23 protein-coding genes are annotated in these 20,857 nt (G+C 36.7%); 16 read left to right on the plus strand and 7 right to left on the minus strand.

The genetic code is table 11. From position 1 onward, the window contains the following. Positions 1-148: 148 nt before the first annotated feature. From AC2VNP_RS01585 to AC2VNP_RS01595, 3 genes are all read right to left on the minus strand, one after another. On the minus strand, positions 149-304 hold the full coding sequence (locus AC2VNP_RS01585; protein WP_486915488.1) for a hypothetical protein: 156 nt from the start codon (positions 302-304) through the stop codon (positions 149-151). A 79-nt stretch (positions 305-383) separates the two neighbouring features. After that, a complete protein-coding gene (locus AC2VNP_RS01590) occupies positions 384-566 on the minus strand; it encodes a DUF3918 domain-containing protein (RefSeq protein WP_418200381.1) in 183 nt (60 codons plus the stop codon). Between the two features lie 345 nt (positions 567-911). Next, on the minus strand, positions 912-1,859 hold the full coding sequence (locus AC2VNP_RS01595) for a 3'-5' exonuclease (RefSeq protein ID WP_486915490.1): 948 nt from the start codon (positions 1,857-1,859) through the stop codon (positions 912-914). 802 nt (positions 1,860-2,661) lie between these two features. Between AC2VNP_RS01595 and AC2VNP_RS01600 the strand changes: the two genes are divergently transcribed. The 9 genes from AC2VNP_RS01600 to AC2VNP_RS01640 all read left to right on the plus strand — a co-directional run bounded on the left by AC2VNP_RS01600 (position 2,662) and on the right by AC2VNP_RS01640 (position 10,924). Beyond that, positions 2,662-4,908: an AAA domain-containing protein gene (locus tag AC2VNP_RS01600; RefSeq protein ID WP_486915492.1), complete on the plus strand. Its 2,247-nt coding sequence runs from the start codon at positions 2,662-2,664 to the stop codon at positions 4,906-4,908. 199 nt (positions 4,909-5,107) lie between these two features. Beyond that, a complete protein-coding gene (locus tag AC2VNP_RS01605; protein WP_486915494.1) occupies positions 5,108-6,427 on the plus strand; it encodes a cell wall-binding repeat-containing protein in 1,320 nt (439 codons plus the stop codon). Between the two features lie 120 nt (positions 6,428-6,547). Beyond that, the gene (locus AC2VNP_RS01610) at positions 6,548-7,204 is read left to right on the plus strand and encodes a potassium channel family protein (protein ID WP_486915496.1); all 657 of its coding nucleotides are present in this window, start codon (positions 6,548-6,550) and stop codon (positions 7,202-7,204) included. A 141-nt stretch (positions 7,205-7,345) separates the two neighbouring features. After that, a complete protein-coding gene (locus tag AC2VNP_RS01615) occupies positions 7,346-7,486 on the plus strand; it encodes a hypothetical protein (protein WP_486915498.1) in 141 nt (46 codons plus the stop codon). Positions 7,487-7,566: 80 nt separating this feature from the next. Next, on the plus strand, positions 7,567-7,863 hold the full coding sequence (locus tag AC2VNP_RS01620) for a hypothetical protein (protein WP_486915500.1): 297 nt from the start codon (positions 7,567-7,569) through the stop codon (positions 7,861-7,863). Positions 7,864-8,078: 215 nt separating this feature from the next. After that, positions 8,079-8,837 carry an exodeoxyribonuclease III gene (locus tag AC2VNP_RS01625; protein WP_486915502.1) on the plus strand — a complete coding sequence of 253 codons (759 nt, stop codon included), beginning with the start codon at positions 8,079-8,081 and terminating at the stop codon, positions 8,835-8,837. 99 nt (positions 8,838-8,936) lie between these two features. Then, the gene (locus tag AC2VNP_RS01630; protein WP_486915504.1) at positions 8,937-9,122 is read left to right on the plus strand and encodes a hypothetical protein; all 186 of its coding nucleotides are present in this window, start codon (positions 8,937-8,939) and stop codon (positions 9,120-9,122) included. Positions 9,123-9,155: 33 nt separating this feature from the next. Next, the gene (locus AC2VNP_RS01635) at positions 9,156-10,223 is read left to right on the plus strand and encodes a two-component system sensor histidine kinase NtrB (protein WP_486915506.1); all 1,068 of its coding nucleotides are present in this window, start codon (positions 9,156-9,158) and stop codon (positions 10,221-10,223) included. Positions 10,224-10,783: 560 nt separating this feature from the next. Next, complete coding sequence (locus AC2VNP_RS01640; RefSeq protein ID WP_486915508.1) at positions 10,784-10,924, plus strand: BH0509 family protein; 141 nt, start codon at positions 10,784-10,786, stop codon at positions 10,922-10,924. Positions 10,925-11,153: 229 nt separating this feature from the next. Here the strand turns inward: AC2VNP_RS01640 and AC2VNP_RS01645 are convergent, their stop codons facing one another. Beyond that, the gene (locus AC2VNP_RS01645; protein ID WP_486915510.1) at positions 11,154-12,308 is read right to left on the minus strand and encodes a glycosyltransferase family 2 protein; all 1,155 of its coding nucleotides are present in this window, start codon (positions 12,306-12,308) and stop codon (positions 11,154-11,156) included. 302 nt (positions 12,309-12,610) lie between these two features. Beyond that, positions 12,611-13,789, minus strand: coding sequence for a GTP-binding protein (locus AC2VNP_RS01650; RefSeq protein ID WP_486915512.1), 1,179 nt, complete (start codon positions 13,787-13,789; stop codon positions 12,611-12,613). A gap of 256 nt (positions 13,790-14,045) precedes the next feature. Between AC2VNP_RS01650 and AC2VNP_RS01655 the strand changes: the two genes are divergently transcribed. The 5 genes from AC2VNP_RS01655 to AC2VNP_RS01675 all read left to right on the plus strand — a co-directional run bounded on the left by AC2VNP_RS01655 (position 14,046) and on the right by AC2VNP_RS01675 (position 18,044). Then, the gene (locus AC2VNP_RS01655) at positions 14,046-14,906 is read left to right on the plus strand and encodes an SDR family oxidoreductase (protein ID WP_486915514.1); all 861 of its coding nucleotides are present in this window, start codon (positions 14,046-14,048) and stop codon (positions 14,904-14,906) included. Next, entirely contained in the window at positions 14,884-15,366 is a 483-nt protein-coding gene (locus AC2VNP_RS01660; protein WP_486915516.1) for a GNAT family N-acetyltransferase, read from the plus strand. Before AC2VNP_RS01655 ends, AC2VNP_RS01660 begins: the two co-directional genes overlap by 23 nt. Before the next feature lie 123 nt (positions 15,367-15,489). Next, the gene (locus tag AC2VNP_RS01665; RefSeq protein ID WP_486915518.1) at positions 15,490-16,467 is read left to right on the plus strand and encodes a ParA family protein; all 978 of its coding nucleotides are present in this window, start codon (positions 15,490-15,492) and stop codon (positions 16,465-16,467) included. Beyond that, positions 16,406-16,912, plus strand: coding sequence for a hypothetical protein (locus AC2VNP_RS01670; protein ID WP_486915520.1), 507 nt, complete (start codon positions 16,406-16,408; stop codon positions 16,910-16,912). The genes AC2VNP_RS01665 and AC2VNP_RS01670 overlap by 62 nt, the downstream gene beginning before the upstream one ends. A 118-nt stretch (positions 16,913-17,030) precedes the next feature. After that, positions 17,031-18,044 (plus strand): serine hydrolase domain-containing protein, encoded by a 1,014-nt coding sequence (locus AC2VNP_RS01675; protein ID WP_486915521.1) that lies wholly within the window; start codon positions 17,031-17,033, stop codon positions 18,042-18,044. Positions 18,045-18,102: 58 nt separating this feature from the next. On the opposite strand, the gene AC2VNP_RS01680 is transcribed toward AC2VNP_RS01675, so the two are convergent. Together AC2VNP_RS01680 and AC2VNP_RS01685 are read right to left on the minus strand one after the other, a co-directional pair. Next, positions 18,103-18,555, minus strand: a complete 453-nt coding sequence (locus tag AC2VNP_RS01680) for a DUF456 domain-containing protein (protein WP_486915523.1) — start codon at positions 18,553-18,555, stop codon at positions 18,103-18,105. Between the two features lie 137 nt (positions 18,556-18,692). Continuing rightward, entirely contained in the window at positions 18,693-19,058 is a 366-nt protein-coding gene (locus tag AC2VNP_RS01685) for a hypothetical protein (RefSeq protein WP_418200367.1), read from the minus strand. A 343-nt stretch (positions 19,059-19,401) separates the two neighbouring features. Here AC2VNP_RS01685 and AC2VNP_RS01690 point away from each other — a divergent pair, with 343 nt between their 5' ends. Both AC2VNP_RS01690 and AC2VNP_RS01695 read left to right on the plus strand, forming a co-directional pair. Further along, on the plus strand, positions 19,402-20,046 hold the full coding sequence (locus AC2VNP_RS01690) for a transporter (RefSeq protein ID WP_486915526.1): 645 nt from the start codon (positions 19,402-19,404) through the stop codon (positions 20,044-20,046). Positions 20,047-20,218: 172 nt separating this feature from the next. Continuing rightward, complete coding sequence (locus tag AC2VNP_RS01695; protein WP_486915528.1) at positions 20,219-20,788, plus strand: nitroreductase family protein; 570 nt, start codon at positions 20,219-20,221, stop codon at positions 20,786-20,788. Positions 20,789-20,857: the final 69 nt, after the last annotated feature.

The raw sequence follows: 20,857 nt of genomic DNA on the forward strand, positions 1-20,857 counted from the left end.
CTTTTTACATTACTTACAATGAATGTTAAGTATTTCTTTGTTCGTTGGAGCATGTTCCTGATTAGAATTTTTAATGAACATAAGAAATATCAACACTAAAAACGAGGGTGAGTAATGAGTCGCCCCTCGTTTATGATTAATATCATCGTTATAATCTTGGATCTTCATCGTATCTTAAAGAGACGACCCGTGTATAGTCTCCTCGCTCAATTTCCTCTTTAGTTGCTTTCTGACTTAATTCTTCATCATCATCAATTCCAGTAGCAATTTTCGGCTCGTTCTTTAGGTGTTGTTCTTTTTTCATCTTCATTCACCTCAGTCATTAGTTTTCCATTAAAAATGAACAGCCTATCTTTGATAAGCTGTTCAAGCCGTTCTAACGATTAGTCACGAACTTGTCGAATCGCACGTCCTACGGTATCCATCATGTTGTTCATGTTCATATTGTTGTTATTATTATTTCGGCCGCGCATCATTCCATATGCTGCAGCACCTACACCTAAGCCTACTAAAGACAGCATTAAACCATTACGATTGTTATTTCGTCTTTTTCCGAACATGTTCATGATTGAAATCCCCCTCCGTAATTTGTTTGAAGAATGTATCAAACATTAGTTATGTTCAGCTTTTACGATTAGATCTATTCTAGGGGAAGCTTTCAAACATAGCTAGGATTTGCCTTAAATAGGATTATGAGAATAGGGAAAGATAGAAGTAAACAGTTAAATGGAGTCGTTATGGAAAAAATCGAGTAAGGATAGTACGGATCAATCCGTTTATGGAAGCATGGCGATAGTGGAGTGTAGCTGAAGTGGTATTGGTACTGCCATTAAATGAGAAATATAGTGGAAAAAATTGTGGCAGATAAGGATATGGTATATATATCGTACTTATGTATGAAGCTAGATGGCTTAGCATCCTCGCTTCAGTGAAAGTTCATTCATGGGTTGAATGATACTTTCCGGTAAAATCATGATTTTTGAAGCATGACTCATATGTTCTTCAAACGATAATTGTAGTTCATGATGAAAATCAACTAACAATCGAATATTATCCATGACATCTTTTTCGAACAGACCAGATCGATTAACTAAGATGTTTTCATATTTTTGAGAAAGTCGTCGTGCTCGTTTTGTTAATTTAGAAGCGTCTTTCATTTTATAAATTTCTTTCAATTCAACTAAAAAAGAATGAACATCTTTTTCCAATTGCTCACTAATTTTTTGATTTAATTTTTTACGGTTTTGCGGAAGAAATTCAGCCTCTTGGAAAATAAATTGTTTTAGCATGATTAAATCACTTGCTTCTGGATCGTTTACAAACCTTAAATAGATTTGAAGAGTGTTATATGCGTCATGCATCGGATTATGTTGTTGGCCGCTGAAAGTTAATCCATAAAAACCTAGACCACGTTCTACAGAAACGTTTTCCTGTGTTACCCGTTTCGTAAAAATGGCTTGGAAATCTACATAACGTTGAACAATTTTTTTAACCGTTCTCGAGGACATATCATGCCTCTCAGCATCGAGTTTTAACCTCGAAATATCACTTGGAGACCAAGAGAAGAACCGAGTCCGTTTAATTCCGCCAACCCATGTCAGAAACTCTTCAAAAACTGTCGGGAAATCCTGTGCACCAACTAGATCCTGATCATGAATTCCCGTTAACTTTTTACAGAATGGCGAGAGTGGTTTAAAGTTTTGTGGACGAATATATTCATCAAAATAAAGGATATTCTCGGTAGCTAGGTCATATTTAACAGCACCTAAACGAATGGCCTCCATATCTTCAAAAGGCATACCACGATTAGAACAAAGCATTTCAAAATCAAAGAACACATATTGTTGAACATCTGCCATATCATTACCTCCTTCCCAAAAAGTAATTATAAGCTAATCTCTAAAAAAATCATAGGTCCAGTTCCTTCCTGACAACAAAAAAACGTCACATTGAGTAGGAAGCAGCTCTATTGAAGTTTATGAGAGGAGACATTCAATATTCATTTTATATGTAGAGCCGTCGGGAAAACTAAAACAAAATTTATATAAAGACACTCTTCTTTTCATCTATAGTTAAAGAAGAGTTGTGTAGTGGTTAATTTATGGAGGGAATACAGATCTGCGAGCTTATTTATAAAGAGTTGTTTCTGATTAGGACACCAGTAGAAGAAGTGGTATTTAGTAAAGGTGTTAGAGGTACTACAATGCTGAACCTAAAGTTTGGTTTTTAAATCGAGAAACATGTTTATTGAGATAATCATATTAAATGTTTTTCAGTTTATTTATAAGAGTAATATTGGTCGTCCCCTAACTCTAAGTATCAGCCCGGGCCAGTTCGTGATGTATGAGTTAGGAGACAATAATTATTATATGGAGATAGCACAAAACATATGCAAAAACTATACAAAATAAGAATAGTGGCAGTTTTCAAATAAATGGGACAAAGCATACATAGTTTTCTTACTAGGCGTATTAAATCATAATGTTTAGTGTGAAAGATCATAAATTATGTTACGATTATATTTTTATAATGTCACAGGCTACGTAAAGCCATTTTTGAATTACTTTTAACGTGAATAGAATACATCAAAATAGTCTCCTCTCACTGCTGCATATATAGACATAATAAATTTATGGACAACCAAATAAAGGAAGAGAATTAATGACGAGTACGGTAACAAATTTAAAAGAATGGCAAAAAGCACTTCAGATCGAAATTCAACATTTAAAAAAATATGGAAGCAATAAGTATCGAGTTGTAAAAGGGCATCTATTATCAAGTGATAATTATTGTACCTATTATTTCGAAACGACATCCCCTTTACGCGTTCCCGTCGGTTCAAACGTCCGTTTCGAGTGGGGACACGTGAAACAAGACGGCAGAATTCTCTCATCAGAAGGAAAAAGCATCTTATTATCCGTTGAGCAATCAATCGGAGACCTTATACCAGAAGCGAGTATATTATATGATCCGTGGGAATTGCTCGATGAATTGATCGAACGTCTAGAAGAGATCAAAAAGAACAAAAAGAAACGAGCACGAGTGAAAAGGTTGATGGATCCGACCATGGAAGCGAAACAACCAGCAGAACCAACCAAAACGGCTGCGCATGAATTGTATTTACGTACGAAAGCAAATCCGGTAACCTTTGTCTGGGGACCTCCCGGAACCGGTAAAACATACACATTAGCACGAGTTGCTGCCAATATGTATTTTAACGCCAGAAGCGTATTGATATTGTCACACAGTAATCAGGCTGTTGACGTCCTTTCGAGTGAGATCGCAACTTTTATCCAAAAGAAAAATAGATTTGAGGAAGGTGGAATCCTTCGGTACGGTTCACAAGTAGGGGAATTACTTCAAGCCTATGAAGCATTAACGACCACTCAACTCATCGAAAAGCGTGAGCCTCAATTAGCGGAAGAACGAGAAACTCTTTATACGGAACGACGAGGATTAAAACAAGATTTAGCCAGGTCTTTTAGCAAAAGAGATACAGACCAATTACTTGAAATTGAAACGAAGATTGCGAGAGTGTTGGAGAAAATTCGTCAAAAAGAAATTCAATATGTAAAACAAGCATCTATTGTTTGTACGACATTAGCCAAAGCAGCTACAGATGCCACAATTTATGAAAGAGAATATGATGTTGTCATCGTCGATGAAGCAAGTATGGCTCATATCCCACAAACTGCTTTTGCCGCTTCTCTAGGAAAGCGAGTTGTCGTATGTGGGGACTTTAAACAGTTGCCCCCTATTGCTGCAGCTAGGCATAAATTGGTTGATCAGTGGTTAAAGGAAGATATTTTTCACCGTGCCGGCATTGTTGATGTCGTTAATGAAGGTACACTTCATCCACATTTGTATCTTTTAAAAGAACAACGACGAATGCATCCGGAGATTTCCGCTTTTACAAACCAATTTATTTATCAGGGCCATGTAGGCGATCACCCATCCGTTGTTAAACAACGCGAAAAGATCGTGAGCCAGAAACCGTTTCCGAAGCAAGCTTCTATATTAGTTGATACAAGTTACACTGGAGAGTATGGGCTGCAAGAGAAGCACTCAAAATCTCGTTTTAATCTGTGGCAATTACTCCTCTCGTTCCAACTCATTCACGAAGCATTTATTGATCAGGCGAAATCGATAGGTTATGTTACTCCTTACCGTGCTCAAGCACAAATGATGGACCTTTTACTTAATGATCTTTATGAGAAAAAGCAGGCTGTCGCTGATATTATTTCTGCCACCGTGCATCGTTTTCAAGGAAGTGAGCGGGATGTTATGGTTTTTGATTCGGTTGATACGTTTCCTGAAGAACGAGCAGGGATGCTTTTGGTTGGAAAGGATAGTGAACGCCTCATCAATGTGGCGATTACCCGTACGAAAGGGAAATTTATTCATGTAAGTAATACGGCTTTTATAAAACAACGCGTATTCCGAGGAAAAACATTGAGACAACTAGTAGAATACCAAACAGATCATCAGCAGCTAATTGCACCAGAAAAGATTGGGACGTGGATTAAAAATCAACACCCACGTCTTCAATGGGTTCATGCCTTAAAATTAGAACGTGTTTTTCGTGATATGGAAAGGGTGAGTGATTCGATTGTCCTTTCGTTACCAAACGATACGGCATTATCAAACGTATGGAAAGAACAATTCGAAAAGATCCCAAGTCATGTTAAAATAACGATTTTTTCAAGCACTGAACACAAAATCAATCAACCATATAAGTGGGTAGGAGAAGAGGTTCCTTTTCCATTTGTTATAATTGACAAGCACTTGTTATGGTTGGGCCTTCCCCTTGAAGCGATGAAACGAAATCAACCTCCTTATGTTGCTGCTCGACTTGATTCAAAAGCAGTGGTGCAACAGCTTTTAGATCAATTGCCTAATATCGAATAATGTAGTGTAAAGTAGAAAAACTAGTCATAGTTGAGGTGCATTAAGCACCTCTTTTTCAATTGTTATTGAGCAAACCGCTAAGTAGTGAGAAGTCCTTTTATTTTCTAATAAATTGTGAACTTTCCTATCTGCAAACTTTCTTCAAATTTCTTTAGTACATTATAAAAGAACCGACTTATAGTACATAGGAGGACAATCTATGAAAAAGATTAAACGAACACTATCCGTCGTTACACTGGCGGCACTCATTACTGTTTTAGGAGCTTGCGCTAATCATGACGATCACGATCAAGCTAGTCCAACTCCTGAAGAAACAGAAGTTCAAGAAGAAGTAGATATGGAAGAGGGAGACGATCACGGTCATGAACACGGTCATGCTGATGAGACAGAACACGGTGGTCATTATCACGGTGATACACTTACTGCACCAACTAATTTCAATGACAACGCAGCCGAAAACTTGTTGCATTTTAATACAAAAAATATTACACGACTACCTTCGGAGGATCCACTCGAATTATCAATTATGACGTCACAAATGATTTGGCCTGCAACGCATGAGGAAAATCAGCCGGGTACAGTTATTTTAGCACCTCTTGAAAGCTGGCAATTATCACTTGCTAGTTTAAACCTTGTTCATCATCCAAATGATGGCCCGTTATTTTACACAGAAAATGGAGTCATCCCGGACAGAGTGATTACTGAAATCAACCGCTTGCAACCGAAAGGAAATGTTGCTGGTACTCAAGTGATGGTCATGGGAACGGTTAATGAAGGAGAGTTAGACAAGCTAGTTGATTTTAAAGTGGATCAAACAACGGAAACTGAAGCAGCAGCATTTGCAAATGAGATTGATCAAATTTACGCTGAACTGACCCACGGTACGCCAAATGGGGTAATTATTAGTTCGATGGATGAGGAAGCAAAGCTCCATTCTATACCTGCTGGAAGTTGGATTTCTCATATGTCTGAACCGGTACTTTATGTTACGCATTCAGAGCTTCCTCAAGAAACGATTGAAGCGTTAGAGCGACGAAATGGTAACGCAGAAATTTATGTACTTGGTTCTGAAGATATTATTTCTCAAGAGGTTGTCAAGCAATTAGAAGAATACGGAACAGTTACTACAATCTCAGGAGATACACCAGTTGAACTTTCAATTGAATTTGCAAAATTTAAAGATCGAACAACAAACTTTGGCTGGGGCGTTAATCAGCCTGGGCACGGCCTCATGATAGCATCCACTGCATCGCCTGAACTTGCTATTCTTGCAGCACCTTTCGCTCATCTGGGTAAACATGCACCGATGGTATGGTTAGAAGAAGGTGAGGTAACGGATGAATGGTATGATTTCTTAACATTATTAAAACCAATGTTTGATTTAGAGCCGACAGAAGGTCCTTATAATCATGCCTATTTATTAGGGACAACAGATGTAGTTTCGTACCAAACACAAGGGATTATTGACGAAAAACTCGAAATCATCTCTGCGCACGGTGACCATCACGCACATCACTAATTGATAAAAAGGAAGTTTGTCGGAATGCGACTACTTCCTTTTGCTTTTTACATTGACAAAAATAACATCTAGGAGTAAATTTACAATATTATACGTTTGGTGTGTATAAAGGAGAGGAACATGAGGAAACAATTTGCAGTTATTGGTTTAGGGCGTTTTGGGGGATCTGTATGTAAAGAGCTTTACAAGATGGGGCACGATGTATTAGCCATTGACTCAAACGAGGACAAAGTCAATGAGTTTACAAACTTTTCAACCCATACAGTGATCGCAAATGCAACAGAAGAGAGTACTCTTCAAAGCTTAGGGATTCGAAATTTCGACTATGTGATTGTTGCTATTGGTGAAAACATTCAATCAAGCATTTTATGTACATTGTTGTTGAAAGAAATGGGAGTTAAGAACGTTTGGGTGAAAGCGCAAAACGATTATCACCATAAAGTGTTGGAAAAAATCGGTGCAGATCGAATTGTGCACCCTGAAAAAGATATGGGCATCCGAATTGCTCAACATCTTGTATCTGAAAAAATCATCGATTATATTGAACTATCTGACGAATACAGCATTGTCGAGCTTTTAGCGACAGAAAAAGTAGCAAACCGTTCACTTATTCAACTAGATATTCGTGCTAAATACGGTTGTACCATCTTAGCCTTCAAACGAAAAGAACAGGTTATCGTATCTCCATTACCCGATGACCTCATTCATTTAAATGACATCCTCATCGTCATTGGACATAAAAATGACTTAAATCGTTTTGAAGAAGAAGGTTTATAAAAAAAGAAAGAAGTGGTGGGACGGAGCGGGGCCCCCATATATTAAAAAAAAGAAAAAAATAGACACAATAAAAAATTAAATAAAAAAAATATTTAGGTGTGGCCTGGTACGGGGCACCACTTCTTCTAGATACAGGAAGAAATGAGCCAGAAGAAGAATTTACGTACCAAAGATATCCAAGATAAAGGAAGAATTCGGCCAAAAGAAGAATTTACAAGCCCGAAAAATCCAGATACAGGAAGAAATGGGCCAGAAGAAAAATACTCACGCCCAACTATCTAGTTACAGGAAGATGTTAAGCTGTTATACAAATTGGGTTAGTGCTGCATACTAACAGCAACATCAAGATAGGAGTGAAGTCCATGTTTAACAACAATACTAATTTGAACTTTCCTTTTTTTCGTGTTGCTGATGCTGAAGCGCAAGTAAAGAATGCTCATGACATGTATGATATTTACGTCAATCGTCATTTTGTCGGACAGAAAGTATTATTAACTCAAAATGAAAGCGTCGATGATGTGTTAGATTTTTTAAGTCAGCAAGGTGTACAAAATGTTTCTGCTCATTTAGAAGGTGATCATTATGTGATTCAATCTAAGACGCCAAAAGACATCGAACATATTACAAACGTTTTAACAACATACTTAAATAACAATTAAACTCGACACTGAAGATGAGGCATAGTTTCCGGCGGTAAGTTAGGAAATTATGCTTTTTTGTTCTTAGCTAAGTCCATCCATTGCAAGGTAAGCTTCTAGCCGTGCAAAATCTTTAATTTCTTGTATAATAGAACTCTATCAGCATATAAAGAAGCTTGTTTGTTTACAAGCTAATATAATATAAAATAGAAAAACAACTAGGAGACGGAGAAGCAATGAAACTTATATCTTGGAACGTAAATGGTATTAGAGCATGTGTAACAAAAGGTTTTTTAGACTATTTTAAAGAAATGAACGCCGATATTTTTTGTCTTCAAGAAACTAAATGTCAAGAAGGGCAAATTACTCTCGAATTAGAGGGGTATGAGCAATATTGGAATTATGCCGAAAAGAAAGGCTATTCAGGAACAGCTGTTTTTACGAAGAAAAAACCGCTATCTGTATCTTATGGCGTAGGTCAAAATGATGATGAGCAGGAAGGCCGTATCATTACATTGGAATTTGATACGTTCTATTTAGTAAATGTTTATACACCCAATTCAAAGCGAGACTTGTCGCGACTTTCTTACCGACTTCAATGGGAAGATGAACTCCGCCAATATTTGAACGAACTCAATGAAAAGAAGCCGGTTGTCTATTGTGGAGATTTAAATGTCGCCCATCAAGAAATCGATCTAAGAAACCCAAAACCAAACGATGGGAATTCAGGTTTCACGAAGGAAGAGCGAGAAAAAATGACAACACTACTTTCCAGTGGATTTGTAGATACATTTAGGCACTGCTATCCAGAGACAACCGATACGTACACTTGGTGGTCATATATGAACAAAGTACGTGAACGGAATATTGGGTGGAGAATTGATTATTTTATTATTTCTGAAGCATTAAAAGAAAAGGTGATCGACGCTCACGTTCATAGTCACATTTTAGGCAGTGATCACTGTCCAATTGTGCTAGAGTTGAACATGGATTAATACTAGAAAAAACAGCGGTGTAACCGGGAGAAAACATGTTAATTGATTTAACGTGTTTTCTCCTATTTTAGTCCTATTTTTGTTTATTATTGAAGGTGTTTGTACTTTTTTGTTGAATTGAAAGATGGAGTAAATAACATTAACATATTACCAACCATTTTTAAATTCACATTATCATCTATCTTACAACTTAGAGTAGGTTACATTTATTTTATAGGGGCAGTTATCTCCACAATGGGCGTATTGGTATTAGAACCACTACATGTCGGAGTTACTGCCCGTTAATATGAAAAAAGGAATTGGGAAAGGAATGTATTCATGAATGAGGTTGACGACAAAGAAAGAAGATTAGACGAATTTATTGATAATTTGCAAGACCCTTTTTTCATATTAAATGAGCACGGGGAGTGCAAATACTTAAATAAAGCAACAGAAAGGTTATTCTTAACATCAAAAGAAGCATTGACGAACAAAGTGATTTGGAATGAAGTTAAAGCTCTGGATCAAACACCCTTATACATAAAATATCAAGAAGTTATCAAAACGGGAGAAACTGTACAATTTGAGCTATGCTGTGAGCGTACAGATAATTGGTTTAATGTAGAAATATATTCTTCAGGAAACGAATATGCAATTCAATTTCATGACATTACATCTACTAAAACAGCACTGGAAAAGACGATACAAAACTACAATTCTCTTTTTGAAGCACAGCAACTCCATATCCAATCAGAAAAGCTAAGTTTTATCAGCGAATTAGCAGCAGGCATCGCCCATGAGATTAATAATCCGTTAACGACAATTAAAGGTTTCCTCCAATTATGGAAGGAAGGTTCTATCCATTACCCAGACCACTATTCTATTTTTGAAAGTGAGCTAGATCGAATTGCATTGATTTCTAATGAATTATTAACATTAGGTAAGCCCTTATCTCAGCAGGTCAAACTGCATGACATTAGTACAATTTTAAGTACAACCACTGAGATTTTTAAACAAGATGCACGGATGAAAAACATTCAAATTTCGTGTCAAACAAAAGAAAGTACCTGTTTTGTACTGTGTAATGAAGCACAAATGAAACAAGTATTTTTTAATATAATCGAAAATGGCATAGATGCAATGGATGATGGCGGTAAAATGATTGTGGACACTTCTATTAATGATCAAAACGTTGTCGTTTCAATTAGTGATAATGGAAAAGGCATCCCATCTGAAATACTAAATAAAATTGGCGAACCCTTTTATACAACGAAAGAAAAAGGAACAGGTCTTGGATTGATGGTATGCTATGGAATCGTTAAACAATATAACGGTGATATTTTTGTTTCTACGAAAGTAGGAGTGGGAACGACATTTACAATAAAGTTACCACTTGCAAATTTGTAATGATTGAAAACAACTATGTACACTAGGGGTTAACAATAAAGATTTTTTTCAGATGGTTGTAGTCTCTCCTAAAAAAGGAGATCAAGCATTAAAAAATGACAGAAAAACAGCTTGTCAGGAAACGAAATACAAATACAGAAACTAAGTGGAAGTTTATGTTATAGAACAGTGAAACAATTTATTTGGCTGTTTATAAATTTGGGGCAACTCTTGATGAAGCACCCAATTTATTTGATTGATCCTCCTCTATGCCATTTGTAGGTCAACAAGAAGGGATCGGGCAACAAAATTACGATTTGCAAAGCGGATAATTGAATAAACTGAAATCGAAGAGGAAGATCAAAAGGGGTTCGTAACCTACTGGAAGTACAAGCTAGAGTATGACTTTAGTTTGTAGAAATCATTCGTAGGCGTGGCGGAATACCTTATAGGTCAAGCCTCTTTTCCTATTTGTAAGAAAACATAAAAAAATTCAGAAAACAGTGTTGACTTTCATTTATTCTGTTATATAATAATAAACAAATAAAACATTGTTATAATACAGAAAGGGGAAATTAAGAATGAGTAGAAAAGAACGTGAGAATATGATCCGTTATATTGAAATGGTAAAAGGGTTGGAGAAGCAAACAATGTCACATATGACAGATCAAGATATTGAGCATATCTACGAAACAACTTATATGCTTCACGAAAGCGAGTAAAAGAGTTTAGTATAAGCTTTTGTATTGTGTGATAGTAAAAATTACTAGATCATTAAATGATACTCATTCTTGTGACCTTTAATAAAACGCCAACTACTAGCAAGCGACCGCAACTAAAGATAAAGCATGATTTTGGCGTCATTACAGAAAATCACTAAAAATTGCACTTCTCTTGAACTAAGAAAAAGCGAGGTTGTCCTTCATTGAAGGAATACCTCGCTTTTTAGTATTATTTTTTATTTGGTTTACGTAGCTTCGCTAATGGGTAGTATGTGCCTCTCCAAATGATTCCGCCACGTACGGTAGTTAAAATAGTTGCGCGGATAATACAGTATATAAACAGTACTGCTGAGATCGGAAAAACCAAAAAGTATTTAAGTGCGTTTTTCGCCATAACATTAGCCGTTCGATGATATAAAAGAAACAATAGCGTGATCGCGAACAAAAAGACGACTCTAGTAAGACCAGTCGTAAAAAATACAGCAAGAAAAGGAAGGAGTTGTGAGATAAAAACACCAAAAATTGCTATGACAACCATTGTATATCGATAATAAAGACCAGCAAAAGCATTTTTCTCTAGTCCGATCAAGGCTCCTTTTAAAGTCGCATACCATTCTACTTCTATATGTTCTAACGCAGAGACAAAACGTTGTTTTTTACCAGAACTTTTTATATGGATACCTAGCATCAAATCGTCATCAGGACGTTCACGTATCACTTGATGTGTGCCTATTTCTTCATAAGCATCTCTTCTTAACATGTTAAAAGCACCAATCCCAATAGCTACTTTACTATTATCGTCATTGGCTTTCCAAGGCCTTTTAAAATAAGAAAAACCGAATAGAAAAAAGGTCACGAATGCCTTGGCCCAAAATCTTTTGACATTCATATTGGGCGCGAGCGTCAAATGATCAACTTTATGTTCAATCATATAAGAGAGTGCTTTTTCTAATGTATCCGGTTTGTAATACACATCTGCGTCTGTAAAAAGGAGAAAGTTTCCCTTTGAAGCTAAATACCCTTGATATAATGCATGGTTCTTCCCGAGCCATCCCTCTTCTAGGTGTTCGATATGAATTGGGTGGATGCGGCTGTCTGTAGTACTTATTTGATTAATGATATCACCGGTACGGTCAGTAGATCGATCATTGACAACGATCCATTCGACATTTTTATAGGTTTGTTGAAGTTGAGTTTTCAAACTTCCTTCAATATCATTTTCTTCATTCCTAGCAGCAACAATGATGGAAATCAACGGCGGGTTCAGTTTGATTGCGTCATTTGTTTCTACGTTTTCTAACTTCTCAAGTTTCCTCATTCCTAGTGTTGCATCGATTAAAACAGCGAGCCAAAATAGACAGGTAATAATGGCTAAAATAAGCATTTGTTTCACCACATTTGATTTTAGTTGAATTCAGTTACATTAGTATACGTCATGAATTAGATAATGATATTTTACAAGCAATAGGGGCTGAGGTAAATGACTATGCTTATTGGTTACTGTTATTACAATGAGTAAATTAACTAAATCGTATCGAAAAAATGAAAAAGAGCAACTCATTCGTTAATGTTTACAGGAAATTTATGAGACATGCCCCCATTTTTTCAAATAGAAACAGCCTATAAAAAACCTGTATCACAAACTGTTATGAGTTACTCTACTTTAGTCCTTAGTCCTTATCAATATTAAGCTTCAACAAAGCGAGGAATTGGATCGTTAAAAGTAGTCCAATCCAATATCATTTCTTCATCCGTTAACAAGCAATCATCAAGTGATGCCTCCACTTCAGCATGGTTCATATCAATCCCAATGAGAACAAGCTCTGTTATACGGTCGCCGAATACTGGATCCCACTTTTCAAGTAATTCTGGTTCTTCTTGTAGTGTTTTTTGTTTTTCATCTTCAGTGTAAGCAGCTACCCATTCGCCAGCACCTTGAATCGTTACTGCGGAACCTGCTTGAGAGAGAAGACCTGCCATGTCATTTCTTGATGCAAGCCAGAAGAAGCCTTTTGCTCGAACGACATCAACCGGCCAATTTTCAAGCCAATTCATTAAACGCTCTGGATGAAACGGCTTTCGGCGACGGTAAACAAACGAAGTCACTCCATATTCTTCAGTTTCTGGTGTATGCTCTTCGTTTAATTCTTTAATCCAACCAGGCGATTGACTTGATTTATCAAAATCAAAACGGTTCGTATTTAAAATTTCCGTTAGTGGAACGTTGGAATGTGAAGTTGGAATGATCTTTGCATCAGCGTTCATTTTGCGTAAGAAGTCCATTAGTTCTTTTGTATCGCTTTCTTCTAACATTTCGGTTTTATTTAAGATAATTACATTGGCAAATTCCATTTGATCTATTAAGAGGTCAGCAATATCACGCGTATCAGCTTCATCTGTACCTTGTTTACGGTCTAATAACGTTTCACCCGATGCGTAATCTTCCCAGAAACGGTTGGCATCAACGACAGTAACCATCGTATCTAAACGGCATTTTGACGTTAAATCAATATCCATTTCTTCGTCTAGATAGGTGAACGTTTGAGCAACAGGGATAGGCTCACTGATTCCTGAAGACTCGATGACAATGTAGTCAATACCGCCAGCATCGACTAATTGTTCCACTTCTTTCATTAAGTCTTCACGCAGTGTACAGCAAATACAGCCATTTTGCATTTCAACAAGTTTTTCTTCCGTACGAACAAAGCCGCCATCTTTAACTAGTCTAGCATCAACATTCACTTCACTCATATCGTTAACGATGACAGCTACTTTTAAGCCTTCACGATTTTGTAATATATGATTTAGTAAGGTTGTCTTACCTGCTCCTAAATATCCACTTAAAACTGTTACTGGTACTCTCATTTCTAATATTCCTCCTATAAGCTCAACCACGGTGTAGGGATGTAGCTTCCATTATAAACGTAATTATTACGGTTTATAGTCTATCGTAACATGTCTTGATTGTAAATAGTATTTATTTCGATTTAGAATTTTAATCAAACAAGCTATTGGTAGTAAAAGGAGATTATCGCAGAAAAACAAAATTCGACGAAATAAAGGACAATGATAGGAACGATATCGAATACCTATAGACCATAACTGTAAGGGAGAGCAGATCATGAATAAAGAAATTGTATTAATTACGGGAACGAATAGTGGTTTTGGGTACTTATCCACACTTGACTTAGCATCTCGAGGGTATACAGTCATCGCCACGATGCGTGATTTATCCAAACAAACAGAACTTCTAATGGAAGCAGAGCAAAGAAAATTAACAGATCGAATTGAAATCCTGCCATTAGACGTAACGGATTCTCACCAAATTGAACACGTCAGGCAGTATGTTGAGAATCAATATGGCAAAATAGATATTTTAATCAATAATGCTGGATTTAGTGCCGGCGGAATTACAGAGCTCTTGGACCTAGAAGAGTGGAAGGCACAGTTTGATACAAACCTTTTCGGTGTCATTGCCGTAACAAAAGCATTTCTTCCGATGATGCGTGAGAAGCGAAACGGTAAGATCATTAATATTGGAAGCGTTAGCGGACACGTTGGTTTTCCTGGTTTAGGTCCCTACGTTTCATCAAAGTTTGCACTATCTGGGTTTAGTGAGTCCCTTCGGCTAGAATTACTGCCTTTTGGCATTCAAGTGAGCATCGTCGAACCAGGTTCGTATAAAACTGAAATTTGGGAAAAATCCTTGAGTAAAATTGACCCAAATATTGATGGCGACTATGACGCGTTTATGAAAAAAGTTTACTCTGTGGCAAAGAAAACCGGGGAACGAGCAGATGACCCGAATGAAGTAGTCGAAGTTATCGCTAATATCTGTCGGTCGAAAAAAACAAAACTTCGCTATCCAGTTGGAAAAGGGATCCGAGCGACAATTTTTATGAAGAACCTTCTTCCTTGGGCATGGTTTGAATCAATGGTCCAAAAAAAGATGAAGTTAGGTGGTAACCATCGAAAAGGTTGAAGTAAGACTTATTGCAGATCTAATGAAAATTGATGTAGGTGAATTGTTAGCTGAGAGTCTAGCGGAGCGGTTTCGCTTTATTGCCAGGTTATTGGCTGAATATGAAAGGGGTACAAATACGTTTAATAGACCTGGCGAAGTACTATACGGTGCTTTTACTGAAGAAGGGTCTTTGGTTGCTATTGGTGGTTTAAACCAGGAACAGAATGCAAATTGGCCTAATGCTGGGCGTTTGAGACGGTTTTATGTAAAAAAACAAAATCGACGTCTTGGTATTGGAAAAAGGTTAGTTGAACAACTTATTGCCGATGCAGGAGGTTTCTTCAATTCACTCGTTCTATACACCGACACTGCAGAGGCTGACGATTTTTACCGTTCAATCGGATTTACAAAAACAGAGCCATATCAAGAAGTTACCAAGGTTACTCACTATTTAAGATTAAACCCCATAAACCCATAAAAAATCAAGGTTACCATAACCTTTATTTTTTTATGCAGACCGTAATTAATACGCCTAAGAATTGGAATATAAAAACAATCTTCTAATACATTGTACTATTAACTTCTAAGAGGATGTGTCGTAATGGCTACGAAGATTTTTGTTGGGAACTATAAAGGCGGAGTGGGGAAAACAACGAGTATCTATCAAATTGCATTACATCTCGTTGAAGCTCAAAAAAAAGTATTACTTATCGACTTAGATCCCCAATGTTCTTTAAGCGAAATATGTTTAACTCGGGTGAATGGCTCTCTTGATGAACTTAGCCCAAATGAATGTCTAAATTTTGTCTATGACCTTTGGTTACAGCAGAAAAAACACCCCCAGGTTCAAATATCTTTTCAAACTTCAACGTTCATTAAAACGACCGATAATGAAGTTGATTTTATTCCATCCAATATATTTTACTCATCAGGCGGTTTGGATGAGATGGAGATGAACCTTACGAATACCCTCGAAGATCTTGTGATTATGCAACAATTCCTTCAAACGACAAAGATAGAAGATCAATATGATTTCATTTTGTTTGACTGTCCTCCAAGTAATAACGTAATTACTCAAGGTGCGTTTTTATGTTCAGACTATTATCTTATTCCTTCCATTATCCAAACGATGAGCGTCCGTGGTGTTGCCCATTATATTAAAACTGTAGAGACCATTTATAAGAAATATTGCCAACATGATCAAGTTGCAATGTTAGCCCAAACAATTTTTGGACCGCAACCAAGACTACTTGGGATTTTTGAAACACTGAAAAAAACGACTGTAAAAAATCGCATTGAACACGATCAATTAAAGGCAGCCTTACTCACAGCAAATATCCAATCTATTCTTTCAGAACATAGTGGAGGGAACCATATTTTTACGACCATTATTCATAATAGTGAAATGATCGCAAGGGAAACAGCTAAAGGAAATAAGAGTGGAGAGTATGGTTTATTAACGGCTGAAATTTTACAATGCATTACTTATGATCGGTTAAACAGGGAGGAGAGGTATAGTGAAAAAACAAATCTTTCAAGATGCAATACACCATTTAGAAAAATTAAAAATGATCTATGAAACTGTGAATACGCCAAAAAAAGAGATTCGTAACCTAGAAGAGATCATCGCTACAATGACACAATATGATCAAACTCCCGCAGAACAGAATCTAGCCTTAGAAGAAAAAAAGGGACTACGGCAACAAGCAGCTAAGGCAAAGAAGTCCAAAGCTACTTCTTTCTCACAAGCAATCTCTTATATAAATGCTAAACAATATAACGATTTACAAGGAACGAAATTGGACCATGAAATCTTCCAAAGCCAAGATCAAATTATGAATTATTGGACTATAAATTCGAAAGAAAAAGTATTAAAAGAAACAACTGCGCTTGATTTAAAGCTACTTTATTTTCAGTTAACAAGTGACGGTCATGAAGCTAAAGGAAACAAAAGCCAATTGTACGAGATGATCAACTCTAATATTCGGGCGAGAAAAGGTGGGATTGCTTTTTCAAAAGTATAACTCTAGGCTGAGTGTAACTTAATTAATTTGCGGTCACCCTTTGTAACTGGAGGATAAAATTCATTTACTGTCGAATTAAGCATAAATAAATCTAATTCACTAACGTTCGGGGTGCCTAATGATTAAGCAAATTGATGAATATCTATCAAAAAACCCCCTTTTTTCTGGTTGTATCCTTGTTGCTAGAAAAGGGGAGGTCCTATTTCATAAAGCTTATGGTTTCGCAGAGTTTGATAAACAAATTAAAAACACGACCGATACACGTTTTTCTACTGCTTCTGCAATCAGTAAGCCAATTACCGCTATTGCAACCCTGCAATTGATTGAGCATGGCATTCTTTCATTAAGTCAGAAAATAGGTCTATTCTTTCCGCAATACAAAAATGAAAACATCACCATTCATCATTTACTCAACCATACGTCAGGTATCCCTAACTACTTAATGATCGGTAAAGCAATTGATAACACTAAAGAGTATAGACCGAAAGAAATCATTAATATTGTCCATAACAAAGGGCTGCGCTTCATACCGGGAAAGAAGTTTTCTTACAACAATACTGGATTTCTAATGCTAGGATTAATCATTGAGCAGGTACTAGGAACTTCTTATGAACAATATGTAAAAGAAAATATATTTGCACCTGCTGGGATGAAAAATTCGTGTTTTGAACGAGAAAACTTAGAAAATACAGCTAAAAATCATATCAAAGGAAAACAAGGCACTTTCTTTCACCCGTCCTTATTGTATGCATGTGGTGAAGTTCATTCCACCGTAGAAGATTTATATAAATTAGACCGTGCGTTAAAGGAAAATTATATTTTAAGCGAAGCGTCGGTAAACATGATGGAGGAACCGAGCTATTCCGGTAAATGGATAACTGTCGGCTATCCGTGGCTTATTAAAAATCAATTCGACCGACGGAGTATTGCTCACGGCGGAACACATCCCGGTGGTTACGTTAGCCATTTTGAAAGATACATAGACGATGATATAACGATCATCGTGTTAAGTAATAACATGGTTAAACATTCGACGTTTTCCATGAAAGAACTAGGAGCCACATGGATTTCCCGTGAAATCGCTGAAATTCTGTTTTCTCAAAAGCTGCGATTTTGGCAGAAGTACTTATAAAGGCTAGCATTAGGACCAAAAGAGAAGGTGCATACTCTAACGTAAAGCGAACCATTTGCTATAAAAACACATCGATCAAGAACACAACAATCATAACTAACTGAAAAAGAGCTTTGGCAAATGTCCCACTCAAAAAGGCGATAAGTGTTCCTAATGCTACTTTCATAGCGTCACTTAACGCTTTTCGCTGAATTAATTCGGTGAGAAGGACGAGGATAAACGGTACGATTAGAATTCCAAATGGAGGAATGACAAAACAGCCGATAATTACGCCAATTGTTGCTGCACGAATTCCCCATTTGGATCCCCCAGAGCGTTGAACGAAATAGAGATTTGCTAGATAATCGGTTAAAAACAACACGACTGTTAAGACGCCAAGTGTTGCCCAAGTCCACCAGGAAACAGCCGCAGCTGAACCGAAGAAATAATAGAGAACAACACCTAGCCAAATCAACACGACAGATGGAATGATCGGGTAAATGAGTCCAATGAAACTAAATACAAATAGCACACTAATGATTATCCAGAGCAAAATATCCAAAAGATCACCTCACCGTGATTTTAGCGAATTCCATTTCTAAATACAAATTGAAAACCTAAACGAAAGAAAACCAGAAATAGCCTAAGCCATTTCTGGTTTTCTTTCGTTTAGTCGATCTCATCCACCCATTTATGTTTAGTATTCAATAACGATTGAATACACCGATGCGACTGATCCTTAGTTTGATAGTACTCCAGTAATTGGTCTTGAAGTACAGGAACAACCGACATGGATTGTGAAGATAATGCTTCTTGCATATCTTCATATAGCGTTTGATAAAAGTCGACATCTGACTTTTGATCTCCGCAAGCACATTTTCCAGCACATAAGTGCTCGCTAAGCTTTTCATAAGAAACTCTCAGCTCATTTTTAACTTTTTCCATCAATTCACTCGTCCAATACTCATGTGTTAGCAACTCTAAAACTTGTAACGCATGGTCATGAGCCAATTTCCCAGTATTCATACCAGCCATCGCTGTACCTCCTTTTTCTAAAATTTTGAAATCAAAACTGAATAATAAAAAGTTTTGATAACTAATTTAAATTTTACAAATTTTCTAACTATTTTGCAATACCTTTAACAATATTGTCACAATTTGATTTTCTTTCCAGCTATTCATTTATTTATCTTTTGAAGCTAGATTTGTTAGGAAATGTTATAGTTAAGATGGTTATAATCCCCAGCTTCACAAACTTAGTAGAAACTATCTTAAGAAAGTATGACGGTAGCGTATGGTACTTTTTTAAGTGTTTTTTATCGAAATTTACATTACTAGGTTTGTAGTATGAACTTCCCCACTACAATATAATGAAGGTGTGAAACAACAACATATGCTCATTTTTCAACGAATTTATGAAGGGACGATGATCCTCTTAGTCGTGCTGACGGTCATGTCAATCTGGACGGATCATCCATATAATCAATTCGTCCATTGGATCGTTTGGGGTATATTTTTAGTTGATTTTTTAATACGATATATAAAGGCAGAGCACAAGTGGACATTCATTAAACAAAATCCTTTCCTTGTCATTGCTATAGTTCCATTTGATCAGTTTTTTCAGATTGCTAGGATTGTACGAGTCATATACTTATTTCGCATTAAGACGGTTACAAAATTTTATATTCAACCTATTATTGATAAAGCTTCTTACCAATCAAAAGTCAGTATAATAGTCTTACTTCTGTTTTTACTTACCATAAAGTCGACGATATTATGGAGGATAGAAGCGAAGGTAGAGACCTTTCTAGACGCATTTATATTCGTTATGCAACACATGATGTTTTTCGGGCATCGGGGGATCGAAGTGAGTCAGTTTAGTTCTATTATTCTTTTAGTCTTTACTACGATATTAGGAGTATTGCTTCACGGTTTGGCTTTACAATGGCTTTTTACAAAACTAGATGAAAAGTATAGACAATTTAAACATGAAAAAAACAAAGGCAACAAAAAGAGTATCTAACTCGAAACATAAGCTTCTCGGTGGTTTTCACACATTCACGATCTATGTCAGATCTTGCGCTTGCCCTGGAAATGATTAAAATTCGTTAAACGACTTTTAACACTTCAGTGAAACCTTTCATATAGATGAAGAAGCATTTCTGGGCTCATAACTCAATTGAAGGAGTGATTGCATGGAGTTGTTTGATGCGATTAAAACGAGAAGAAGTATAGGTATTGTTAAAGAGGACCCTGTTCCAAATCAATTGATTGAACAAATATTAGAAGCTGGAACGTATGCACCTAACCATTTTCGTACTGAACCGTGGCGCTTCTTCGTTCTAACAGGAGATAGTCGTTCGGAATTAGGGGAAGTATTTGAAAAGATTACAACAGCGAATTCCGAAGATCCTACCACGCCAGATATGGTTAAGAAACTTGAGCGAGCCAAGAAAAACCCGCTACGAGCGCCTGTTATCATAACGGTGGGGGTTGAGCCGAGCTCTAAAAAGAATGTACTAATTCAAGAGGAGTATGCCGCAGTTCATGCAGCGATACAAAATATGTTACTTGCTGCGCATGCTCTTGACCTAGGAGCGATATGGCGTACTGGAGCGATTTGCTACGAGAAACAAGTGAACGAGTTTTTCGGAATGTCTGAACGAGGAGAAATATTAGGGTTTATTTATCTTGGTTATCCCGATATGAAAACACCACAAGTGAAAAAAACAAGCTTTACAAACTTTACAACATGGATGTCTTAACTGTATCTTTCAAATTGAAGAGGCTGCTCATAAATGAGACAGCCTTTTTTGCTTTATATCCAGAGTTAC

Source organism: Alkalihalobacterium sp. TH-98, assembly GCF_057473385.1.